Below are 22807 nucleotides of genomic sequence, written 5' to 3'. Positions count from 1 at the left end.
TATCTGCCACCGCAACCGGTCGGGTCAGACGGTGTAGACACTCCCGGCGGAGACTGCGTGCACGGGTCCGGAGTACTCCGATTTGGCCTCGGCGATCACGTCTTCACGGGAGGTCCACGGCGGAATGTGGGTGAGAAGTAGCTCGCCGACCCCTGCCATCCGCGCCACCCGGCCGGCTTCGACTCCGGACAGATGGATGCCGGCGGGCCGGTCGGGACTGTCGGTCCACGACGCCTCGGAAAGGAGCACATCGGCGCCCCTGGCCAGCTCCACGACTTCGTCGCACATGCCGGTGTCGCCGGTGTAGGCAAGAGTTCGCCCATCCACGTCGGTCAACCGCAATCCATAGGCCTCGGGTGGATGGTCGACACGATGGGCAGCCACGGTCAGCCCGCCGATCACGACGGGCTCCTTCTCGGCCCATGCGTGCAGATCGATCGTGTCGGAGATGTCGTCCATCTCCCCACCGCACTCGGCAGAGGCCACCCCGATGCGAGTCGCGGTGTCGGCGGGCCCGTAGACGAGAGCCTTGCCCGTCGGCGGGTTCGGGTGGTACCTGCGCCACACCAGGAGGCCCGGAATATCCAGGCAATGATCTGCATGCAGATGGCTGAGAAGTATCGATACCTCGCCTGGATCTGCGTACCGCTGGAGCGCTCCGAGGACACCCGGACCGAAGTCGATGACGATGGGCGGCGTGTCCGGTGCGGACACCAAGTAGCCCGATGCAGGCGAGTCCGGTCCGGAGACGCTGCCCGAACACCCCAGGACGGTAATGCGCATACTCGTCATGCTGCCACGACACGACGCACTCCAAAAAGCTTCTGAGGCAATTGGCGAGTCGGACTCACACTTCGGGCGGAACTGTGACGTGGCCGATCACAGACCGAACTGTGTTCCAGGTTGCTTCTCTATGTGTTGCGACTCCTCGTGCGACCTGCCGGACTCCGATATCGGCAACCGCAACCTCGCCTCGGTGCCGCGGGGTTCGTTGGGCAGAAATTCGATCTCGCCGCCATGTCGTTCGACGATGTGCTCCGAGAGAATCAAACCGAGGCCCGAGCCGTCTTGTTTCTCGGAGAAAGCACCTGCCGCAAGGCGATTCTCGGGCGCGCTCTCCATTCCACGTCCTTCGTCCATGACGCGGACATAAGCACTGCCGCCGTCTCGGGACGTTTTGACTGTCAGTTCCTTGACCCGAGTCGTGGTCAGTAAGATTTCGTCGATCGCGTTGAAGCACAGATTGATGACGACCTGACCGATCAGCACGCTTTCGCAGTCGACCGGCAACGGCTCGTCCGTCTGCTCGACATTCACGCTCACCCCCAGATCGTCTGCACGGAGGCGTACGAAGTACAAACTCTCGTCGACCACTTCGGTCAGATCCACTACAGACATCGCCGATTCGATACGTCGCACGTACCGCTTGACCGACGCCACTATCTCGGCCGCCCGACTCAACTGCCTTTCTGCCATGTCCAGCCCATACGACAACTGCTCCCGATCGAGGGTCTGTCCGGCGACTCGGCTCTTCAATCCGCTCAGATAGTTCGATGTGGCAGCGAGGGGTTGCCCTAGCTCATGCGCAAGTATCATCGCCATATCCCCCATCGCGTTGTACCGGCTCAGATACTGAACGTTGGCCTCCTGGTACTCGTGCCGCATCTCGAGTTCGACGCGATCGGTCACGTCCCGCAGCACCAGCAGGCGTGAGGTCATCCCGTCGTGCAGCACATCTTCGAGCTCACCGGCCAGCCAGGTGATGCTGGCACTGGTTCGTTTGATCTTCAGGGTGATCTTTACCGATCCGGTCCTTTCCGCCAGCTTCGCCACTACGTCCTCCGAGTTCAGGGGCGGGTCGCAACGACCGAGATCCTCGACGGGGACGCCTACCAGCACTTCCGGCGTGGAGTCGAACAATCGCGCGGCGAACCGGGACACGTCTTCGATGCGGTTGTTCTCGTCGAGCACCAGAATCCCAGCCGATGTGTAGGTCATGATTCGCTGCAGTGAGTGAGACACCCAGCTGAGTTCCTGCGCGATCTCGACTTCCTCCGAGATGTTGCGGAACTCGACCATGACGACCGGACCGTCTTGAAACTGCATGAACGATGCGTTGGCGTCGGTGAGGAAGTCGTCACCGGCTTTGGTCCGGTATTTCCATTGCCGACGGCTGGATCCGTGGATCACCGCGGACTGGAGCCACGCGACCCCGACCGTGCGTCGATACTGACGCTCCTGACTACTCATGTGGTGGGCCTTGAGTGGCCGCAACTCGTCGAGCGTGAAACCGAACATCCGGCACGCCGCAGGGTTCGCCCAGAGAATGTTCTTCGACGCGGCCTCGTGAATGAGAATTCCCGTTCCCGTTCGCTCTGCCATCGACTGAAAGTCACGCCGGGTGGGATACATGTGTGAACACCTCCGAGACCATGACGCCACATCATCGACCGTGGCGCTTCGTCGACACCATTGGGAATTACTTTATGGCCTCGGTGGGAAACCCTGATACCGCCGCAGCCGTCTCGTCCATACCGTGTTCATCAGCGCGAACACGAATCGAACGGAGACGAGATGACGATCCCCAGCACTACCGAACGGATCGCAGCGGAGCCCGTCGGCCCGGCACGAGAGCACGCATTCGCGAATGCGCTGGAAGTGCTGCGGGACCGGCGCGACGAATTCAACCAACGGCACTTCGTTCCGGCCGACTACATCGCTCTGCTCAAGCGGGCCGGCATGTACCGCGCGTCGACCCCAACGCAGTTCGGTGGCGAACCATTGGACCCATCGTCGTTCATGAAGCTCGTCGAACGGATAGCTGCGGTCGACCCTGCCACCGGCTGGGTGGCGAGCTTCGGATCGTCGTTGGTGTACTTCTCGGCACTTCCGATCGCGACGCAAGCGAAGATCTACGCAAACGGACCTGATCTCGCGTATGCAGGCGGACTGTTCCCGATGCAGGAAGCGGAGAAGGTCGACGGCGGATATCTGTGCAGCGGTCTCTGGCAGTTCGCAAGCGGATGCCGTGGCGCCGACATACTCGGCATCGGACTTGCGGGCGGACCGGACACCAAAGGAATGCCTCTCACCGCCCTTGTGGATCCCGCCGACGTGGAGATCGTCGAGAACTGGGACGTGGCCGGCATGAAGGCGACCGGCTCCCATGCGGTTCGCGCCGACAGGCTCTTCGTGCCCGAAGAGATGACCTTCGTACGCGGCGGAGTCCCCCAGATCGACGAGCCGATAACGCGCTATCCGATGCTTCCCTACGCAGCGCAGGTTCTGGCCGTGGTGACGCTGGGAGCGGCGCGCGGTGCCCTCGACTACGTGGTGGAGGTCGGCTCCTCCCGTTCCAGCATCACGGGTGGCTCTGCCAAGGGCAATCGCCCCGCCTATAAAACCGGTCTTGCGAAGGCAGAGGCCGACCTCCGATCGGCCCGGGCATTCTTCTACGAGGTCACCGACGAGGTCTGGGAGCGTGCGATGTCGGGTGACCCGATCACCGACGAGCACAAAGCGATGCTGCGATTGAGTGCGACTCAGGCTGCACACGTGGGTCGCGCTGTGGTGCTCGCAGCGTTCGATCTCGCGGGAACTGGCGCAATCTACGACAGTCATCCGCTTCAGAGGTATCTGCAGGACGCACTCGTCCCCGCCCAGCACGCAATGCTCCAGACCAACACCTTCGAGGCCGCGGGCTCGATCCTTCTCGGTCTCGATGCCGGCATCCCCAGCTTCCCCTGACCTCGCAGTTCCACGACTTGAAAGGAGACCGTAGTGACCGAACCACTGCGCACACTGTTCTGTATCGGCAACAACCAGAACTTCTTCGACCTGCCGAAGTCCGACATCGGTCCGGTATGGGTCGCGATCTCGAGCATGTTGTCGAGCCTGAAGAACATGGACGGCATCGACATCATCGGCACATTCGACGACGACGCCCACATGGTCGGCCCTTCCGACGGATGGCCGTGGACCTGCTACGTCCTCGCGGATGCGAAGGATCAGCACACGGTCAGGGAAGCGTGCAATCTGCTGCGTACCACCATGATCGGCGAGTACGCGCTGTGGAAGTACTTCAAGATAGAAGCCCGGATGGGTCGAGAACTCACCATCCGAGACGATGTGGAGCGCTGATCCGTGACCGCCGTATCGGACCGTCTCGCGTTCCTCGAAGCGAAGGACGCGGTTCACGATTGTGTGACTCGGTACCTCGACCTGTGCGATGTCCCCGGACCGTTGGAGACCCGAGGCCAAATCGGACAGCTGTTCACAACCGACGCAACGTGGGAGGGCGTGGGGCCCGAATACGCGGGCAAATTCGGTATCGGTCGCGGACGCGACGAGATCACCGCGCTCGTCACTCGATATCTGCCGCCCGCGACACATTTCGTTCGAAACGTGCACCTGCTCGGCAGCGAACAGATCCGCATCGACGACGATGACGCCCGCGGTTGCTGGATCATGCAGCAATTGTCGCTGTACGCGGACGGTACCGCCGAATTATCTTGCGCCCGACTCGAAATCGACTTCGAGGTCCAGTACATGCGCGACACCACCACCGCACGGATGCGCCGGTTCCGCACGCAACGAATGTTCGCGACGCCACTGCCCGCCGACGCGATGAGCGTCCTGCACTGATGCAGACGCTCGTGACTAATTTCGAAGGAAGAAAACCATGACAACGATCGAGCCCTCGATTCGAGAGCAGTACGGAGACCTGGTCGGCACCGATCGAGTCGCCGGTCGCCTCTACACCGACCCGGAGATCTTCCGTGCCGAGATGGAGAAGATCTTCTACCGCACGTGGGTGTGGGTGGCACACGAGAGCGAGATCCCCGAGGCCGGCTCGTTCAAGACCACACAGGTCGGCGACCAGCCGGTCATAGTCACCCGCGACCGCAAAGGCAACTTCAACACTCTGCTCAACCGATGCCGCCATCGTGGTGCCACGGTGTGCGACCAGCGCAGCGGCAAGGCGAACGGATTCACCTGTCCGTATCACAACTGGTCGTACGCGCTCGACGGCCGACTGCGCGGCATTCCCTACCCGGACGGCTACGAAGGTGTAATCGACAAGAAGGACTTTCCACTCCAGACGCTCCGCACCGAAAGCTACCTGGGGATGATCTGGGCGACATTCGACAAGGACGCGCAACCCTTGACGGACTTCCTCGGCGACGCCAAGGTCTGGATGGAGCGATTCTTCAAGCAGAGCAACGGTTTACCGACCAAGATTCTCGGAGTTCACAAGTTCCGATTCAAGGGCAACTGGAAGATTCAACTCGAAAACACCACCGACGGCTATCACTTCCCGATGGTGCACAAGTCGTGGATGGCGTCGGTCGATGCGGAAACCGCGAGCATGATGTCGTTCATGGACGATCCGGCCGCCGAGACGCACTCGCTCGGCAACGGTCACAGTGTTGCCATTATGGCCGCTGCCCACATGGACCTCGACATCGACGACGGCACCGAGGAGATCCAACCCCGCTTCCAGCATCTTGTGGACGAACTCACGGAAGCCGGTGAGACTCCCGAGCGGATCCGCCGCTACATGCGCTCGATGCACGGGTGCGGATTCAACCTCAACACCTTCCCGAACGTGGCGATGTCGTCCTCGTTCTTCCGGGTTCTCATCCCCATCTCCGTCGACGAAACAGAAATATGGCACATGGCCATCGGAATGGACGGTGGCCCGGAGAACGTCAATCGGGAGCGCCTGCGGATCCACGAACACTTCCAGGGCCCGTTCGGGTTCGGGAGCCCGGACGACGCCGAGGGCTGGGCTCGGGTGCAGATCGGTGCCGGCGGTAACCCCGACATGCCGATCCTCGTCAACCGCGGCGAGGGACGCGAATATCTGACGACCGAAGGCTGGCCGACATCCCACGTCACCGACGAGACAGGAATGCGTGAGGCCTACGCAATGTGGAAGAAGTTGATGAGCGATGACTGATCTTGCGAACCCGCGCGTTCTGCGCGCCATCGAACTGGTGTGGCGCGAGGCAGAGGCCCTCGACGCCAAGGACTACAAGTATTGGGAGCAGATGTACACCGACGACGGCGTCTACGTCGTCCCGATCGATCCGGACACCCAAGATTTCGAAGCCTCGCTCAACCTGGTGTACGACGACAAGCGCATGCGGCGCCTGCGTGTCGAGCGGATGCTCCAGGGCTATTCACCGTCTGCCGTGGCAGCGGCACGGACCGTTCGTGTCGTCTCACGTTTCACTGTCGCGGAGACAACCTCCGATTCCGTCACAATCCGGTCCGCACAGATCGTGAACGCGTTCAAGCGGAACGAGTTCATCACGCTCGGGGCCGACTTGACCCACACGGTCGTGCTCGACGACGACGGTGAGGACAAGATCTCCCTGAAGGTGATCCGCCTCGTCGACAGCGAGGATGCGGTGAGTGCATCCGGATACCTGTTGTGAGGAGCGATATGACCACCAACGGAATCGCGGTCGTCACAGGCGCAGCCGGCGGAATGGGCGCCGTCATCGCCCGCAAACTGCACGCTGACGGCCGACGGGTTCTCCTCGCCGACATCGACGGCGGATCGGTGGGTGCCCTCGCTTCGGAATTGTCCGCGGACGGGTCCACGGCCCGCGGGGTCGAACTCGACGTGAGTCACAAATCCGGCTTCCAGGAGGGGCTGGAGGTGTGCGAAGAGGCCTGGGGTACACCGACCATCGTCGTCAACAATGCGGCGGTGACCCAAGCTGCCGACCTCATGACTCTCGCGGAGAACGACTTCACGAACGTACTGACTACGAACGTGAACAGCATCTTCTTCGGCTGCCAGGTATTCGGAAGTGCCATGGCCGACAAGGGCTTCGGTCGCATCGTCAACATGGCGTCACTGGCGGGCCAGAACGGTGGCACCGCCACCGGCGGCCACTACGCCGCCTCGAAAGGAGCCATCCTCACCACTACCAAAGTGTTCGCGCGCGAGCTCGCGGGCCGAGGCGTGACTGTGAACGCCGTATCGCCCGGTCCGCACGATCTACCTGTGGTGAGGCGGACGGTGCCCGCCGACAAGCTCGACGGGATCATCGCCGGTATCCCCGTGGGACGACTCGGTAGCCCGTCGTTCGTCGCGGACACTGTCGCACTGCTGACATCCGACGACGCGTTCTTCGTCACCGGCGCCTGCTGGGACGTCAACGGCGGACTCTACGTCCGGTGATTTCACGTCCGACTTTCTTTGCCCTGCCCCCTGCCGTTGACCTAACCCCTGCCGTTGGCCTAATCGAGGAGAAGCGGACATGACCCTCATCGACGTCATCGTCTCCGACATCACCCAGGAAACCTCGACCGTCAAGTCGATCACACTCGAAAGAGCTGACGGATCACCTCTCGGTACATACCGTCCGGGCGCACACATCGACGTCCAGGGGCCGAGCTCGATCACCCGCCAGTATTCGTTGTGCAGCACCCCTGACGCCACGAACTCGTTCACGTTCGCCGTCAAACGCGAGCCGAATTCCCGCGGCGGGTCTGCGGCACTGCACGACCTCGCCGTGGGCGACTCCCTCCGCATCGGTGAGCCGCGAAATCTGCTCGCAATTGCAGCCGATGCACGTCACCATGTGCTGGTTGCAGCGGGTATCGGAATCACCCCGATGCTCAGCATGGCTCGCTACATGGACGTCCACGGCATCAGCTTCGAGCTCCACTATTTCGCCCGCACCGAGGCCGATGCAGCCTTCCTGCCCCTACTGCACGACCGCTGTCCGGAAAAACTACACGCACACATCGGGGTCGCCCGCGAGTCCCAGGGACAGACGCTCGACGAGGCCTTCGCCCAATTGCCGTCGGGATCGCACGTCTATACCTGTGGGCCGGACGGATTCATGAACAAGGTGATCGAGTTCGCGAGTAGGCACGTCTCACCCGAAGCGGTCCACCGCGAGTACTTCCACGCCGCCGGCCTGTCCGAGATGTCCGAGAACAGCGCCTTCGAAGTCGAGCTCGAAGGCGAAATCTACGATATTCCTGCCAACCGAAGCATCGTCGAAGTTCTCCAGGAGAACGGCTGCGACGTGGACACCTCTTGCCAAGAAGGCATCTGTGGCACCTGCATCATGCAGGTACTGGAGGGTTCACCCGAACACCGCGACAACGTGCTCACGAAGGCCGAGAAGAAGTCCGGTGAGACCATTGCGGTGTGCGTGTCACGCGCCAAGGATGCACGCCTCGTGCTCGACTACTACTGAGGGCTCGACTGCTACCGCGTTCACCGATCCCCGCCCGGCACTTCTACTCCCCAGCGGAGCAGGTCTCGGACGAAGGTTCCGATGCTGTCGGAATCGGTCTTGCTCTTGATGCGTGCACGATGAACATCGACTGTCTTCACACTCATCCCCAACCTGCGGGCGATGTTCTGACTCGGCAGGCCTTCGACGACCAGAGCGAGAATCTCCCGCTCCCGTGGCGTCAGACGTTCGAGCTTGTCGTGCAACAGGGCGCGAGAAACATGTTCCGTGAAAAGACTTCGGGCTCGCTCCGTACCCGACTGCACCGCGTCCAGTAATCGCTGCGGGTCGTACGGCTTCTCCAGAAAGTCCATTGCGCCCTTCTGCAATGCTCCGACGGACATTCTGATATCGCCGTGCGCGGATACGAAGATGATCACGGCGTGCGGCGCGAACTCGTTGATCCTGTCCTGCAGTCGAGTACCGCTCATGCCCGGCATTCGCACATCGAGAACGATGCAGGCCGGGTTCGACCCGTCGTACACCTCGAGGAATGCGTCGGCGCTGTGGCAGATCACCGGTCGGATACCGATGCTCTCGAGTATCCAGTCGACGGAATCGCACAGCGCAGGATCGTCGTCGACAACGTACACCGAGGCCGTCGGCTCCGCTCCGGTGTTCCTCACCGTCATAACCGTTCTTCTCCCCAGCCGGCCTCTGCAGTCCAGTAGCGCGCCCCTGCCGCACTGACTTTGCTCTCCCACGGAGTCGTGCGTAACAGCTGTGGTTCCTCACCGCGAACGGACTCGTCGGCAGCCTCCGGGCCGTCTGCCTCAACGGTCCAGTGCACCCAGTTGACCTCACGTCCGTGCTCGTCGTGGACGAACAGGTCGACGTGGTGCCACCCGTAATCGAAGGTGTCCTCGTAGCACGTGAGAAACATCCGGTGATGATCTATCGGACGTGGTTTCAGCATCGCTGCGTCTCCTGAAATCTTGGGTGTTGCAACCATGGTCAGTCAACCAACCCTGAGGGGCCCCGTAGTACGGACTCGAGTTTCTCGCCCACGTCGAAGAGTTTCTCCTCTCCGCCGGCAGCACCGACGATCTGCACGCCCAAGGGCAGCCCCGAGCTCGTTCTGGCACCCGGCACGACCACGACAGGCAGGCCGAGCAGTTGCCACGGACGGCTGAAGATGGGTGAACCTGTCGCGGACAGTCCCCTGGGCGCCCTGCCCGTGGCGGCGGGGCCGACTATCACGGCACCACCCTCTAGAAAACTGTGCAGAAGGTCGCGGGACCGGTCCCGCCGAATCAGGGCGTCCCAGTAGACGCTGTGCGGGACCTTTCGGCCTCGCTCGAGCAAATCCCTGATCTGAGCGCTCAGGTCATCCCCGTGCCGATTGAGCTCGCCGACGCAACCACGCGCAGCTTCGTAAGCCATCACCGTGTGGTGATCAGCTGCGAGAGTCTGCACGTGGTCGTCCCACTCGAGTTCGTCGGATATCAGACCCAATTCGCTCAACACGCTGGGAAGCCGATCCAGGAGGATCGTCATCGATCGATCGAGGTCGTCCAATCGGCTCCCGTCCCAGACGAGAACACGCATCACCCCACTGCGCGGGGCATGCCTCCGCTGTGCACCGACGAACGCATCGTGCACGTAGCGAAGATCCGCAACAGTGCGGGTGAGAAACCCCAATGAGTCGAGAGATTCACTGAGGCCGAGGATTCCGGCGGTGTCGGTGCTGCCGTGGGCGAGGACCATTCCTGCCGCGCCGCAGTAGGAGGCAGGACGGGTGAGCGATCCTGCGGTCTGGGTGCCGAGCGCCAGCGGCACGGTGCCCGCGCCGACGGCAGCAGCGGAGCCACTCGACGAGCCGCCGGGTGTGTGGCCCGGTGCGTGCGGATTCCGAGTGGGGCCCGGCCGGAAGTAGCCGAACTCCGTGGTCACAGTCTTGCCCTGGACGACCGCGCCGAGCGACCGCAACCGAGACACACACGGTGCATCGGCGACGGCCTCGGCACCGGACGTCACCGCGGAGCCTGCACGAGTGGGCATGCCGCGAACGTCGATGAGGTCCTTCACCCCGACCGAGATCCCGCGCAGAGGTAAGGCACGCTCGTCGGCGTCGACGTGCACGGCCTCTTCCGACGTCGTCGAAGACATCTGCACCCACGCCTCGAGTTCGGGCTCGCGCGCGGCGATCGTCGCCCTGACCTGGGCCACGAGATCGACTGCGGTCGCTGACCGTGCCTGGACCGACCGCACCTGGCCCGAGATGGACAGGTCGACCACGGGAGCGTTCACGGGTTCCTCCTGCGTTGGGTGACCACGTCATTCTGCCCAGTGAGCGCGGTCACCGACAGTAAAGGTTTCTCTCCTACCCGAGTCACGAAACCGGGAATAGGTTTTCCACACCGTCGAGTCTGCGACGAACTCCGTCGGACCCGGAGGAGATCTCCCGCACGCCCAGAACCCCAGCCCACACGAAAGGCGGCCACTCATGGCTTCGACCGTGGCGCCGGACGACGTTCTCGAATCTCCCCTCACGGAGAGGTCGAGGAAAGTCGACTTCGGCAGAATGAACCGCAAGGCCTGGCTCGTCACAGCACTACTCGTCCTGTTTCAGATCGTCGCTTTCGCGGACAAGGCCGTACTCGGCCTCGTTGCGTCCGAAGCGATTCCCGACCTGGGTATCTCCACAGTCCAGTTCGGATTCATCGGCAGTGCCTTCTTCTTCCTGTACGCCGTGGTCTCGGTCGTGGCCGGCTTCGTCGCAGCGAAATTCTCCGTGCGGTGGATCATCCTCACGATGGGGGTCGTGTGGGCTGTTATGCAGTTCCCCATGTTTCTGGGTGGCGGTGCCGCGATCCTGCTGGTCACCCGCATCGTGCTCGGGGGCGCCGAAGGGCCCGCGACGGCAATGTCCCTCACCGCGGTTCATTCGTGGTTCGAGCCTCGCCGCCGCGCACTACCGTCCAACCTCGTGGCGGCGGGATCCACTCTGGGGCCGGTTCTTGCCGCCCCTGCCCTCGCATGGGTCATCGTCGAGTGGGGATGGCGCTGGGCCTTCGGCGTCCTCGGCATCGCCGGCCTCGTCTGGACCGTCGCCTGGCTGTTACTAGCCAGCGATGGGCCATACGCAGGTCATGGGAAGAACGGTGATGCGGTCGCAGACTCGGCGACCGACGAGGTCGACAAGCAGGCGCCCATCTCTCTGTGGCGGGCATTCGCAAGCTTGACCTTTCTGGCGGCGGTCATCGGGGGCGGCTCCAACTTCTGGGTGCAGGGATTCGTCACCACCTGGCTTCCGCAGTACCTCGAAACCGTGGTCGGGCTCTCCCTCCCCGAAGTCGGGACGGTCACCACGATTCCTTGGCTCCTGGGCGCAGCCGTTCTGCTGCTACTCGGCTTCCTTGGTCATCGGTTGATGCAGAAGGGATTCGACGCGCATCGCTCGATCGCACTGCCCTTCGGAGTCGCTGCCCTCGTCGCGGGAGTTTGTTTCATGCTCGTTCCGACGACCTCGGGCGTCCTCGCTGTCGCCCTCCTCTGTGTGGCAGCCGGTTGCAGCCTCGCCTACCCCATGACGGCTTCTGCCCTTGCGTTCGCAGTTGGGGCCAAACAGCGCCCCATCATGATGGCCACACTCGGCGGTGTCGCGTCGGTAGGGGCGATCATCTCACCAACACTCGTCGGGTGGCTGATGACCCGCGCGGGGTACGTGGCACCCCCTTCGGGCGCTGCGCTGACGCCGGAAATGGCTACCAATATGGCAGTCGGTGTACACCATGCCTTCACGATCACCGGCGGCGTCCTCCTCGTCGGCGGTGTGCTGTGCATCCTGTTTCTCCGTCCAGAGGCCTTGGGCCGCAAGCTACAGACACACATACGCGACAGCTGAGCCGACCAGTGGATCGACGAACCAACGCTCCAAGGAGTAATCCAATGTTCACTGAAAGCACCACCGACATCGACCAGGAGCTTTTCCGCGAGGTGATGGGCCACTACCCCACCGGCGTAGCAATTGTCACCGGTCGTGCGGAAGACGGCGAACTGCTCGCCCTTGTCGTCGGAACATTCAGTTCCGTCTCTCTCGACCCTCCACTCGTCTCCTTCATGCCCATGAAGACGTCCAATACCTTCGGCAAACTCTCGAGCTGCGATTCGATATGCATCAACGTTGTCGGCGGCGAACAAGAGGAACTCGTCGCCACGATCGCGCGGCGTTGGAAGAACAAATTCGACGGGATCGACTGGTTCACCTCGCCATCCGGCAACCCGGTGCTGAGTCGATCCATCGCGTGGGTCGATGCGCACATCGCAGACACGATCGACGCCGGCGACCACTTGATCGTGCTGTGCAGCGTCGACGATCTTGCTGTTACCAATCCGATCACACCCCTCCTATACTTTCAGGGCGGCTACGGCAGTTTCGTCAGCTCGTCGTTGATGGCTCGCATGGACCACGAAATTTCCGGCGCGATTCAGGAAGCACAGGCAGCGCGTCCTGACCTCGAGGCCCTGGCCAAGGAGATCGGATGCGAGGTCAACCTCTACACGGCGGTAAGCCGTGACGAATTGGCAACGGTGTTGTCGGCGGTAGGGCCGGGCGTCGACCGAGAGAACGGCCTTGCACGACGGATACCGATGGTGCCCCCGATCGGCGACAGCATCGTCTTCGACCTCTCCGATGCCGAGCAGGAACGATGGCTGGCCAAGAACCGTGGTGCCGATGACTCCACCAGAGAAAGCTTTCGCCAGCGGATCGAATTCGTGCGCTCCAACGGTTACGTACTGTCCTTGCTGCCCCACGAGGGCAGAGCTGCCTACGACTCGATGTGCGACGCGACCCGGCGATACGCGTCAGGACGGTTGACGCCGGCCCAGGAACGAGATATTCGCGTATCGATCACCGAGTCGACCGTCGATTATCGCGTGTGCGAACTCGATCCTGCCACCGACTACGACGTCGGTTCTCTCGTCCTCCCTGTGCGTGATTCGAACGGGTGTCACACCCTGACGTTGCGGCTCGCGCAACTCCCTTCGAAGGTGACCGGGAGTATCGTCGCGGACTGGATTTCGCGCGCAAGATCGGTCGTCCTGGCGTTGGAGCAAAATGTGGGCGCCCACCACCCGGTGTAGACGGCGAAGTGCCGATCACAGACCGAACTGTGCTCCAGGTTGCTTCTCGACGCGCTTCTGCTCGCGCTGCTTCCTGGCATCGGACGATGTCACCCACGCCGCCAGGACACCGCCGAGAGCCCCGAAGAGGTGGCCCTGCCAGGACACGAAGGGCTGTGACGGGAACACTCCCCACAGCAGGCCGCCGTACACGAAGAACACCGCTACGCCGACCAGTATCTGCCCGAAGCTTCGTGTGAAGATTCCACGCACCAGCAGGTAGGCGAGCCATCCGAACACGAGTACGGACGCGCCGATGTGGACCGAATGGGCACCACCGGTCAGCCAGGTTCCGAAACCGCCGACGACCCATACGATTCCGGTGGCCGCCAGCCCTCTCGCGATCCCGGAGAGAAGCACCAGAAACCCGAGCACCAGCAGCGGGATGGTGTTGGAGAACAGGTGATTCCAGTCGTCGTGCAGGACGGGCGCGAACACGATGCCCCAGAGACCGTCGGACGAGCGCGGTTCCACACCGGCACGCTCGAGACGGTCACCGGACAGCACGTCCAGGACTTCGATCACGTACAAGAGCATCGTGAATCCACCGACCACGATTGCCGCTTGCTGCCATATCGGCTTCTTGTCAGGCGTCTGCGGCGACGGCGACTGCCCGAGTCCGCTCGGGCCGACCGGCGACGTCATGATCGCTTCGCAATTCTGTTCACGCCCACAGTTGGTCCTCCAACGCTCGTTCGGCGCCCTCGATCCTACCCAAACCGGACATGCGAGCGGTTCGGTCGATCAACCGTGTGGCAGGAAAGCCGAGGGGAACGTCTGACGGTAGGCGGGAATCCCGGCCACGGACTCCGCGCTGAGTATCGCGTCGACAATGGCACGCTCCACGACGCGAGCGGACCCGCGACACAGTGCGTCCACCACCGCAAGATTGCCGGGGAAGGCGGCCTCTGCCCCATCGATCCCACCGGAGCTGTCCGCCGACGCGTGCCGACCGGTCGCCAACGCGAAAAGCGTGTCACCGTCGAGCGGTGAATGAGCGGGTCTGATCGCCCGAGCCAGACCGTCGTGTCCGGCCACCGCAAGGCGCTTGCACGCTGCCTTGCTCAGGTGTGCATCGGTGGCCACCACTCCGATCGTGGTGTTGAGCACGGTCCCCTTGGCCGCAAGCGCGTTGGCTGCCGTCAGTTCGCTCGGATCGGGTACCTGCAGCCCGAACGATTCGGGGCCGTCCGAACCCACGCCCCAGGGCAGCCCGGTACGAGGGTCGAAGACCTCGCCCACAGGGTTGACCACCACGAGTGCCGATACCGTGATGCCCTGCGCCGGGCCGTCCTTCACGACCACGCTCGAAGTACCGATTCCCCCCTTGAGGCAACCGGCCCGGACACCCACGCCGGCGCCCACCGAACCGGAATCGAATACGCGGGATGCTTCCGAGGCCGCGCGATACCCGAAATCTGCGTCCGGGCGGAGGTTCCAGTCCCCTACCGGAAGGTCGAACACGACCGCAGCCGGCACGATCGGGACGACCAGACCCGGGGCACCCATGGGCACGCCACTGCCGACCTCTTCGAGATAGCGCATCACGCCGTCGGCGGCCGACAGGCCGTAAGCGCTCCCGCCGGTGAGTACCAGTCCGTGTACGTGCTGCACCGTGTGGGTCGGGTCGAGTAGATCGGTCTCACGGGTACCCGGGCCGCCTCCGCGGACGTCGACCGCGCCGACTGCACCGTCCGGGGCGAGCACCACCGTGCAACCCGTGGCCGCGCCTGCGCCGAGGCCGGCCTCCGAGGCCACGGTAACGTCTCGATCGAGTTGGTGAGCGTGCCCCACCGTCAGGCCCGCCACGTCCGACAGCCGGCCCTGCACCGTCACGGCAACAGCACCTGAACCAGTGAATCCTGCATCCAGGTGAGCCAGTGGTACAGATCGAAATGCGGTGCACGAGGGTCGCTCTCGTCCAGCTCGTCCGGCGTGTCGGAGTCGATTCCGAGATTGGCTCCCAAGGCGAGCCGGACGTCGTTGAGTGCGGAAAGCCACGCATCCGCCTGCTCCGGTGTCAGTACGACCTTGCCGCCACGCTCGGGAACCGTCGACAGGATGACCGACCCAGCAGCCAGCTTGGCGTCGATGATCTCCGGTTCGTGCAATCCGCGTAGAGCGCCGTTGACGTCCGCGCGCGTGTCCGAGGGGTCGGCTCCGTCGGGATCTTGGTCGGGTCGATGGAAGTCGGGAAGCAGTCGGGCCAATACCTCGTCGTCCGGAGCCTTCGTGTTGCCCGACCGAATCCCCGTGAGTGCCGCGAGATCATCCTCCGGTGCGGACGCAGCACGCTCCTCGAGCAATCCCGACACGGACGCCACCAGCGACCGCAACACGGTGGCCTCGTGCGCATCCATCTCCGAGCGCAGCTTCACGCCGCCGAGCGAGTTCTTTCTCGTCCACATCCGCACGTCGCTACCCGGTGTCCTCACTGCCGCTGGGCGGCCGGTTGTCACTGCCGCTGGGCGGTCTGGTCGTCGATCGGCGCTCCGATCTAGGTGTCGTCACGCTGCATCGTGGCCCACAAGCCTGCCGCATGCAGCCGCCGCACATCGCTCTCCATCTTGTCGCGAGATCCACTCGACACGACGGCTTTGCCCTCGGAATGAACCTTCATCATCAGATCCGTGGCTTTTGCCTTGCTGTAGCCGAAGAGCTTCTGAAAGATGTAGGTGACGTAATGCATCAGGTTCACGGGGTCGTCCCACACCACGGTGACCCATGGACGATCGATCGCTTCGTCGGCCTCCACGACCTCGGATTCCACCGGAGTGGCCTGCGGCGACGACGCATGGACGGCAATCGTCGACGCTGCCGGACCCATGACGAATTGGGACATCGAGTCCGGAGCATCACGTGTTGTGGAACTCGAAGACATGCTCCCAGGGTACGACGGGGGGCGACGACACAACAGGGCAGCCTCGGGCGGAGCGCCGCCCGTCCACACCGAAACGCCTAGAGTTCGGGGCGTGACTTCACGACACGACAGCACCGCGTTGTTCACGGATCAGTACGAGCTCACCATGCTCGCGGCCGCACTGGCCGACGGATCTGCCGAACGCCACTGCAGCTTCGAAGTGTTCGCGCGCCGCCTGCCACACGGCCGCCGCTACGGCGTCGTGGCAGGTACGCAACGGCTGGTGACCGCGCTCGAGAACTTCCGATTCGGGGAGGACGAGCTCGCGATCGTCTCCGAGTTCCTCGACGAGAAGACCACCGGGTGGCTCGCCGACTACCGATTCACCGGGGACATCGACGGCTACCGGGAAGGTGACTTCTACTTTCCCGGCTCCCCCCTCCTGTCCGTGCGGGGCTCGTTCGCCGAGTGCGTTCTGCTGGAGACGCTCGCACTGTCGATCCTCAATCACGACAGTGCCATCGCGTCCGGCGCAGCCAGGATGGTCAGCGCCTCGGCGCGGCGTCCGATGATCGAAATGGGCTCGCGCCGTACCCACGAGGAAGCCGCCGTCGCCGCGTCCCGTGCCGCGTATCTGGCCGGGTTCACGACGACGTCGAACCTCGAAGCCGTCCGCCGGCACGGCATACCGGCCGCAGGCACGAGTGCCCATGCGTTCACCCTTCTGCACACCACCCCCGACGGGCCGGACGAGGCGGCAGCGTTCCGCGCCCAGGTCGATGCGCTCGGAGTGGGGACCACGCTCCTCGTCGACACGTACGACATCACCGAGGGCGTGAACACCGCGATCGAGGTCGCCGGAACCGAGTTGGGCGGAGTACGTATCGACTCCGGCGACCTCGGGGTCCTCGCCGGCCAGGTACGCCGACAGCTCGACGATCTCGGCGCCCCGAACACCAAGATCGTCGTGTCCGGCGACCTGGACGAATATTCCGTCGCAGCTCTTCGCGCCGAACCGATCGACGTCTACGGTGTGGGCACCTCGGTGGTGGTCGGCTCCGGCGCCCCCACCGCCGGCATGGTCTACAAGTTGGTCGAGGTCGAAGGGACACCCGTAGAGAAGCGCAGTACCAACAAGGCATCCCGTGGCGGTGCCAAACGGGCGGTCCGCTTCGCCAGGCCGACGGGAACAGTCGTGGAGGAATTGGTGTACCCCGCCCACGACTCCGCCCCCACGTCGTCCGGTCTGCAAGCCCGTGACCTCCTGATTCCGCTCGTCCGCGAGGGCAAGCCGGTGGAAGGGCTGCCCACCCTGGAAGACGGTCGGACATTGCTCGCCGACGGTCTCGTCAGTCTCCCGTGGGAGGGTCTCAAGCTCTCCAGCGGAGAGTCCGCCATACCCGTGCGCTTCACCGGAGGACACGCCCGATGACTGCTCGCGCACTCGTGATCGTCGATCTGCAGAACGACTTCTGCGAAGGTGGGTCGCTCGGCGTCCACGGCGGCGCGGCAGTCGCCGCGGCGATCGGACCGCTCGCCACCTCGGACACCTACGACGCCGTCGTCACCACCCGGGACCACCACATCGATCCGGGCGCCCACTTCTCGGACAACCCCGACTTCGTCGACACCTGGCCGGTCCACTGCAAGGTCGGCACACCCGGAGCCGACTTTCATCCGAACTTCGACGTCGGCGTCGCCCAGGAGATCTTCTCCAAAGGCGCGTACACCGCTGCGTACTCCGGTTTCGAAGGCACCTCGGACACCGATGAGTCACTGGCTCACTGGCTGCGCGACCGCTCGATCACCGACGTCGACATCGTGGGGATCGCGACGGACCACTGCGTTCGGGCGACTGCACTGGACTCCGTACGTGAAGGCTTCGCGACTACTGTCCTACTCCCCTACACCGTGGGAGTGTCTCCGATCACCACCGAATCGACCCTGGTGGAACTGCGCGCTGCGGGCGTCGCCTTGACAGGCCGCGACGCGACGGCCGGTTCCGACCGGGTGACCCTCGCCGACGTCGGCCTCGACTAACCTGCTCGGGTGGCCGATCAACTTCCCAACGTTCCAGAACTGCTCCGATCCGCGGTGCATTCGCTCGGCGGAGCCGAACGTTCCAACCAGTTGACGATGGCTTCTGCGGTCGCACACTCGATCGACACGGGTGAGCACCTGGCAGTGCAGGCAGGAACTGGCACCGGCAAGTCGCTCGCCTACCTCGTTCCGAGCGTGCGGCACGCGGTGGAATCCGGCAAGACGGTCGTCGTGTCCACCGCGACCATCGCCCTCCAACGCCAGCTGGTGGAACGGGATCTGCCACGCCTGGCCGGAGCGCTCGAATCGGAACTGGGCCGACGCCCACAGTTCGCCATCCTCAAAGGCCGCAACAACTACCTGTGCATGAACAAGATTCATTCCGGCTCTGCGGACGACGCGCCGGACGAGGAATTGTTCGACCCGTTCGCAGTGTCGCGTCTCGGCCGCGAGGTCGCCCGACTCACCGAGTGGTCGTCCGACACCGAGACCGGTGACCGTGACGACCTCGTTCCAGGAGTCTCGGACAAGGCGTGGCGTCAAGTCAGTGTCACGGCGCGCGAGTGCCTCGGAAAGTCGCGCTGCCCGGTCGGTGAGGACTGCTTCGCCGAACGAGCCCGCACCGAGGCATCCAGGGTGGACGTGGTGGTGACCAACCACGCTCTGCTCGCCATCGATGCGATCACCGGTATCGCAATCCTGCCCGAACACGACGTCGTGGTCGTGGACGAAGCACACGAGCTCGTGGACCGGGTGACCAACGTCGCGACCGCCGAACTCGGTGCCGGAACGATCAGCGCTGCTGCACGGCGATGCTCGAAGCTGGTCGAGGAGGAGGACGTCGACAAGCTCGAAGCTGCGGCCGAAGGGTGGGCCGAACTCCTCGAGTACACGCCACCCGAACGTTGGGAAACGCTGCCGCACGGTGCCGCTCACGCCCTTTCCGCGGTCAGGGACGCTGCGTGGTCGTTGCGTACGGCGATCGGCCCTTCCCGTCCGGGTATGGCGATCAACGATCCCGAAGCTGCAGCCGCGCGTAACGCCGCACTCGTCGCCGTCGAAGAAGTGCACGACAGCGCCGTACGCATTCTGAGCACGTTCGAGGAGCCGGACCCCGCCAAACGCAAGGACGTCGTGTGGCTGGCTGCCGACGAGAATCGCGGAAACGTACGCCGGGTCGTGCGAATGGCGCCACTGTCCGTGGGTGGCCTGCTCAGGTCGCGGCTGTTCGCCGAGTCCACGGTCGTACTCACGTCGGCAACTCTCACAGTCGGCGGGTCGTTCGACGGACTGGCTGTCAACTGGGGGCTGCCGGCGGAATCGGGGGTTAGAAGCGACCCGGCCATGGCTGTCGGCTCCGAAGCCCCGTCGGATTCGTCCGAGATCAAGTGGAATTCACTAGACGTCGGGTCCCCGTTCGATCACGCGCGATCCGGAATCCTCTACATCGCAAAACATCTGCCTCCCCCGGGGCGCGACGGACTCACTCCCGCGTTCCTCGACGAGATCGCCGAGTTGGTCGAGGCTGCAGGTGGCCGAACTCTCGGACTCTTCTCGTCGATGCGCGCAGCAAAGGCTGCGGCCGAGGAGATGCGACAGCGCCTCGATACCCCCGTGTTGTGTCAGGGCGACGACGCCACGGGCACTTTGGTGAAGGCGTTCGCCGACGACGAGGCCACTTCCCTCTTCGGCACCCTTTCGCTGTGGCAGGGGGTGGACGTCCCCGGACCGTCACTGAGCCTCGTCATACTCGACCGCATCCCGTTTCCCCGCCCGGACGATCCATTACTGATCGCCCGTCAACGCGCCGTCGAGTCTCGCGGCGGCAACGGATTCCTTTCTGTCGCGGCCAATCACGCGGCGCTCCTTCTCGCGCAGGGTGTGGGACGGCTGCTACGCAGTGTCGATGACAAAGGTGTCGTCGCAGTTCTCGATTCGCGCCTCGCTACCGCGCGCTACGCCGGATACCTGCGCGCGTCGCTGCCGCCGTTCTGGGAGACGGGCGATCCCGCCGTCGTACGCAAGGCTCTCGGGAGAATCCGCGACGCACGGCCCTGAGCGGGTGCGAGAGCTTCGGGTACTCCCCCTTATGCTCGGCGGATGGATTCTGCCATCTCGGTCACCGGGCTCACCAAGAAGTTCGGGAGTGTCCGCGCTCTCGACGGCCTCGATCTCGAGGTGAAGAAGGGGCAGGTACACGGATTTCTCGGCCCCAACGGCTCGGGAAAGTCCACGACCATCCGCGTTCTCCTCGGACTACTGAGAGCGGATTCCGGCTCCGCCGAGATCCTCGGCCTGGATCCGTGGCACGAGTCCGAGAAGGTGCATCGCCAGCTTGCCGCCGTGCCGGGTGATGTCGCGCTGTGGCCGCATCTGACCGGAGGCGAGACGATCGATCTGCTCGGTCGCTTGCGCGGGGGTACCGACCCGAATCGGCGATCGTCCCTGATCGAACGCTTCGAACTCGATCCCTCGAGGCGAGGGCGTACCTACTCGCGCGGCGATCGTCAGAAGGTCGCATTGGTGGCGGCGTTCGCGGCGGACACCGAAATCCTCGTGCTCGACGAACCTACGGCCGGGCTGGATCCGCTGGGAGAAGCCGTCGTTCGCGAGTGCATCGCCGAATACGGCGAACAGGGTCGCACCGTTCTGCTGACGAGTCATGCACTCACGGACGTCCAGAATCTGTGTGAATCGGTGACGATCATCGGGCACGGCAAGACAGTCCAGACGGGAACGGTCAGCGATCTCAGGCACTTCGCCCGCACGACCATCACGGTGACCACACGCATCGGCCCCACACCCATCGGGAGCGCTCCGGGCGTGCACAACCTCCGAAAAATGGGCGCCCCCAATACCGTCGTCTTCGACGTGGATGCCGAGGAGATGGATCCGGTCATGACCACGCTGACCGGCTTCGGCATCGTATCGATCTCGGCGAACCCACCCAACCTCGAGGACGTATTTCGTCGGGAGTTCAGCGAGGACTCCGAATCGGTATCGCCACTGTTCGACGAGGCGATCCGGTGAAGCGTTTCTCCGGAACCACGGTGCTCTCGGCACTGGCCCTTCGCACCGACAAGTTTCGTATCGCGGTGTGGAGTGTGCTCGTCGCTGCCGCAACTCTCCTACTCGCGTGGGGCGGTTCCACCGCACATCTGACCGATCATGTCGCGGAGGTGACCATGGTGACGGTCGCTGTCATGTCGGTCCTCCTCGTCACCCCGCATCTGCGTGGGGCCGAGCAGTCGGGATGTGCCGAACTGGCCCGTACCGGCGTCGTCGGCCGGTTCGCATCCACGATCGCGGGGCTCAGCTCTGCCGTCGTCGCGAACATGTGCGTCTGCGCGCTGCTGACAGTCGCGTTCGTGTCCGCGGGATTCGGCGCGGCCGGTTCCTTCACGGTCGCCGCCGGCGTTCTGATGGTCGGCCTCGTGTTCACGGCACTGTCCGCACTCACCTCACAGATTTTCGAAGACGCCCGATACTCGAACGCCGCGGCACTCGGCGGCGTCGCGGGGGCCTACCTGGTGCACGTGATCGGCGATGCACTGCACTCGGGCGATCGAAATGTCGTGGGGTGGCTGTCACCGTTCACCTGGGCCCACGCGACGCACGCATTCGACGCACCCAGGTGGTGGCCCGTTCTCCTCGGCGTCACGGTCGTGGTGCTGCTCCTGGGAACGACGTCATGGTCGCTGACCCACCGTGATCACGGGTTCGGTTTCTCTCTCTCCCGGCGCGTCGCCGAGCCGGCCACATCGAACGAACCCGACACTGGCGTCCTCCCTTTCGTTCTCGGGCAGCTCTGGTGGCCGTTGTCGACGTGGTGCCCGGTAGTCGTCGGGATCGGACTGGCCGTAGGCGGATTCGGCGCCCATGTTCCGGGCTTCTCTGCATCCGAGCGGTCCCCGGAGGACGCCTTCGTGCTGTGGCTGACGCTGTTGGCAGTGCTTGCCGGCGCCTGCGCATTGAGTGCAGTGACCGGAATGGTCCGCGACGAGAGTGTGGGCCGCACAGATGCTGTGCTGTCTGCACCCATCTCACGGGTCAGGTGGTTCGGCGCCCAGTCGGCCGTGATCGCAGGTGGCGCATTCGCAGTGCTGTTGCTCGGCGGGACGGCCCTGAGTGTGACAGCCACCTCCACTCTCGGCGACGTCGACTCACTCTGGCGACTTCTCATCGCGACGACCGCGCAACTTCCCCCACTGTTCACTGTCTTGGGGGCAGCCGCATGGTGCTACGGCCACGCCCCGCGTGCACTCTCGGTTCTGTGGGGCTGGTTGGCGTACATCGTGCTGGTCACACTGGCCGGGGAGCTCCTGCCTGCGTGGGCAGGATTGCTGTCGCCGTTCGCGAGATCTCCGCTCGACGGATTCTCCCCTGGCACCGCGCTGATCCTGGTAGCGATCGGCGCTGTCCTCACCGTTCTCGGAGCGGAAGGGTTCCGGCGACGAGACATAGCTCCCGTCAGCGTCGGTACATCTATTCGCTGATCACGTCGTCTCGCTGA

Annotated in this window: 23 protein-coding genes; 14 read left to right on the top strand and 9 right to left on the bottom strand. The window is 63.9% G+C overall.

The window, feature by feature from the left end; all coding sequences use genetic code 11:
* Positions 1 to 24: 24 nt before the first annotated feature.
* On the bottom strand, positions 25 to 783 hold the full coding sequence (locus ACZI8R_RS00190) for a cyclic nucleotide-degrading phosphodiesterase (protein WP_463377553.1): 759 nt from the start codon (positions 781 to 783) through the stop codon (positions 25 to 27).
* Between the two features lie 96 nt (positions 784 to 879).
* Positions 880 to 2382, bottom strand: a complete 1503-nt coding sequence (locus ACZI8R_RS00185; RefSeq protein ID WP_463377552.1) for an ATP-binding protein — start codon at positions 2380 to 2382, stop codon at positions 880 to 882.
* A gap of 192 nt (positions 2383 to 2574) precedes the next feature.
* On the opposite strand from ACZI8R_RS00185, the gene ACZI8R_RS00180 reads away from it, so the two are divergent.
* The 7 genes from ACZI8R_RS00180 to ACZI8R_RS00150 all read left to right on the top strand — a co-directional run bounded on the left by ACZI8R_RS00180 (position 2575) and on the right by ACZI8R_RS00150 (position 8228).
* The gene (locus ACZI8R_RS00180) at positions 2575 to 3747 is read left to right on the top strand and encodes an acyl-CoA dehydrogenase family protein (protein ID WP_463377551.1); all 1173 of its coding nucleotides are present in this window, start codon (positions 2575 to 2577) and stop codon (positions 3745 to 3747) included.
* A 33-nt stretch (positions 3748 to 3780) separates the two neighbouring features.
* Positions 3781 to 4140 carry a hypothetical protein gene (locus ACZI8R_RS00175; RefSeq protein ID WP_463377550.1) on the top strand — a complete coding sequence of 120 codons (360 nt, stop codon included), beginning with the start codon at positions 3781 to 3783 and terminating at the stop codon, positions 4138 to 4140.
* Positions 4141 to 4143: 3 nt separating this feature from the next.
* On the top strand, positions 4144 to 4644 hold the full coding sequence (locus ACZI8R_RS00170; RefSeq protein ID WP_463377549.1) for a nuclear transport factor 2 family protein: 501 nt from the start codon (positions 4144 to 4146) through the stop codon (positions 4642 to 4644).
* Positions 4645 to 4681: 37 nt separating this feature from the next.
* Complete coding sequence (locus ACZI8R_RS00165) at positions 4682 to 5962, top strand: aromatic ring-hydroxylating oxygenase subunit alpha (RefSeq protein WP_463377548.1); 1281 nt, start codon at positions 4682 to 4684, stop codon at positions 5960 to 5962.
* Positions 5955 to 6443 carry an aromatic-ring-hydroxylating dioxygenase subunit beta gene (locus ACZI8R_RS00160; RefSeq protein WP_463377547.1) on the top strand — a complete coding sequence of 163 codons (489 nt, stop codon included), beginning with the start codon at positions 5955 to 5957 and terminating at the stop codon, positions 6441 to 6443. Before ACZI8R_RS00165 ends, ACZI8R_RS00160 begins: the two co-directional genes overlap by 8 nt.
* Before the next feature lie 8 nt (positions 6444 to 6451).
* Complete coding sequence (locus ACZI8R_RS00155) at positions 6452 to 7198, top strand: SDR family NAD(P)-dependent oxidoreductase (RefSeq protein WP_463377546.1); 747 nt, start codon at positions 6452 to 6454, stop codon at positions 7196 to 7198.
* A 79-nt stretch (positions 7199 to 7277) separates the two neighbouring features.
* The gene (locus tag ACZI8R_RS00150) at positions 7278 to 8228 is read left to right on the top strand and encodes a PDR/VanB family oxidoreductase (protein WP_463377545.1); all 951 of its coding nucleotides are present in this window, start codon (positions 7278 to 7280) and stop codon (positions 8226 to 8228) included.
* Between the two features lie 20 nt (positions 8229 to 8248).
* Here ACZI8R_RS00150 and ACZI8R_RS00145 read toward each other — a convergent pair whose 3' ends face one another.
* Genes ACZI8R_RS00145 through ACZI8R_RS00135 form a run of 3 tightly spaced genes read right to left on the bottom strand, consistent with a single transcriptional unit; the run spans position 8249 to position 10517 of the window.
* Positions 8249 to 8899 (bottom strand): response regulator transcription factor, encoded by a 651-nt coding sequence (locus ACZI8R_RS00145; RefSeq protein WP_463377543.1) that lies wholly within the window; start codon positions 8897 to 8899, stop codon positions 8249 to 8251.
* Positions 8896 to 9183 (bottom strand): hypothetical protein, encoded by a 288-nt coding sequence (locus tag ACZI8R_RS00140; RefSeq protein WP_463377542.1) that lies wholly within the window; start codon positions 9181 to 9183, stop codon positions 8896 to 8898. The genes ACZI8R_RS00145 and ACZI8R_RS00140 overlap by 4 nt, the downstream gene beginning before the upstream one ends.
* A 38-nt stretch (positions 9184 to 9221) precedes the next feature.
* Entirely contained in the window at positions 9222 to 10517 is a 1296-nt protein-coding gene (locus ACZI8R_RS00135) for an amidase (protein ID WP_463377541.1), read from the bottom strand.
* Between the two features lie 196 nt (positions 10518 to 10713).
* Here ACZI8R_RS00135 and ACZI8R_RS00130 point away from each other — a divergent pair, with 196 nt between their 5' ends.
* Positions 10714 to 12114 (top strand): MFS transporter, encoded by a 1401-nt coding sequence (locus ACZI8R_RS00130; protein WP_463377540.1) that lies wholly within the window; start codon positions 10714 to 10716, stop codon positions 12112 to 12114.
* Between the two features lie 44 nt (positions 12115 to 12158).
* A complete protein-coding gene (locus ACZI8R_RS00125; protein WP_463377539.1) occupies positions 12159 to 13355 on the top strand; it encodes a flavin reductase in 1197 nt (398 codons plus the stop codon).
* 15 nt (positions 13356 to 13370) lie between these two features.
* Here the strand turns inward: ACZI8R_RS00125 and ACZI8R_RS00120 are convergent, their stop codons facing one another.
* The 4 genes from ACZI8R_RS00120 to clpS all read right to left on the bottom strand — a co-directional run bounded on the left by ACZI8R_RS00120 (position 13371) and on the right by clpS (position 16221).
* Positions 13371 to 14039, bottom strand: coding sequence for a rhomboid family intramembrane serine protease (locus ACZI8R_RS00120; protein ID WP_463377538.1), 669 nt, complete (start codon positions 14037 to 14039; stop codon positions 13371 to 13373).
* Between the two features lie 99 nt (positions 14040 to 14138).
* Positions 14139 to 15230 (bottom strand): P1 family peptidase, encoded by a 1092-nt coding sequence (locus ACZI8R_RS00115; protein WP_463377537.1) that lies wholly within the window; start codon positions 15228 to 15230, stop codon positions 14139 to 14141.
* A complete protein-coding gene (aosR, locus tag ACZI8R_RS00110; protein WP_463377536.1) occupies positions 15227 to 15808 on the bottom strand; it encodes an oxidative stress transcriptional regulator AosR in 582 nt (193 codons plus the stop codon). Before aosR ends, ACZI8R_RS00115 begins: the two co-directional genes overlap by 4 nt.
* Before the next feature lie 83 nt (positions 15809 to 15891).
* Positions 15892 to 16221: an ATP-dependent Clp protease adapter ClpS gene (gene clpS, locus ACZI8R_RS00105; RefSeq protein WP_463378172.1), complete on the bottom strand. Its 330-nt coding sequence runs from the start codon at positions 16219 to 16221 to the stop codon at positions 15892 to 15894.
* 52 nt (positions 16222 to 16273) lie between these two features.
* Here clpS and ACZI8R_RS00100 point away from each other — a divergent pair, with 52 nt between their 5' ends.
* From ACZI8R_RS00100 to ACZI8R_RS00080, 5 genes are read left to right on the top strand one after another with little or no spacing between them, the layout of a single operon-like run.
* Positions 16274 to 17686 (top strand): nicotinate phosphoribosyltransferase, encoded by a 1413-nt coding sequence (locus tag ACZI8R_RS00100; protein ID WP_463378171.1) that lies wholly within the window; start codon positions 16274 to 16276, stop codon positions 17684 to 17686.
* The gene (locus ACZI8R_RS00095) at positions 17683 to 18294 is read left to right on the top strand and encodes an isochorismatase family protein (RefSeq protein ID WP_463377535.1); all 612 of its coding nucleotides are present in this window, start codon (positions 17683 to 17685) and stop codon (positions 18292 to 18294) included. The genes ACZI8R_RS00100 and ACZI8R_RS00095 overlap by 4 nt, the downstream gene beginning before the upstream one ends.
* A gap of 9 nt (positions 18295 to 18303) precedes the next feature.
* Complete coding sequence (locus tag ACZI8R_RS00090; RefSeq protein ID WP_463377534.1) at positions 18304 to 20352, top strand: ATP-dependent DNA helicase; 2049 nt, start codon at positions 18304 to 18306, stop codon at positions 20350 to 20352.
* Between the two features lie 42 nt (positions 20353 to 20394).
* Complete coding sequence (locus ACZI8R_RS00085; RefSeq protein WP_463377533.1) at positions 20395 to 21324, top strand: ABC transporter ATP-binding protein; 930 nt, start codon at positions 20395 to 20397, stop codon at positions 21322 to 21324.
* Entirely contained in the window at positions 21321 to 22790 is a 1470-nt protein-coding gene (locus ACZI8R_RS00080; protein WP_463377532.1) for a hypothetical protein, read from the top strand. Before ACZI8R_RS00085 ends, ACZI8R_RS00080 begins: the two co-directional genes overlap by 4 nt.
* Positions 22791 to 22807 lie beyond the last annotated feature (17 nt).

The organism is Rhodococcus huquni, from assembly GCF_055231055.1.
The sequence above is the reverse complement of the archived record's forward strand: the minus strand, read 5'-3'. Positions and strand labels throughout refer to the sequence as shown.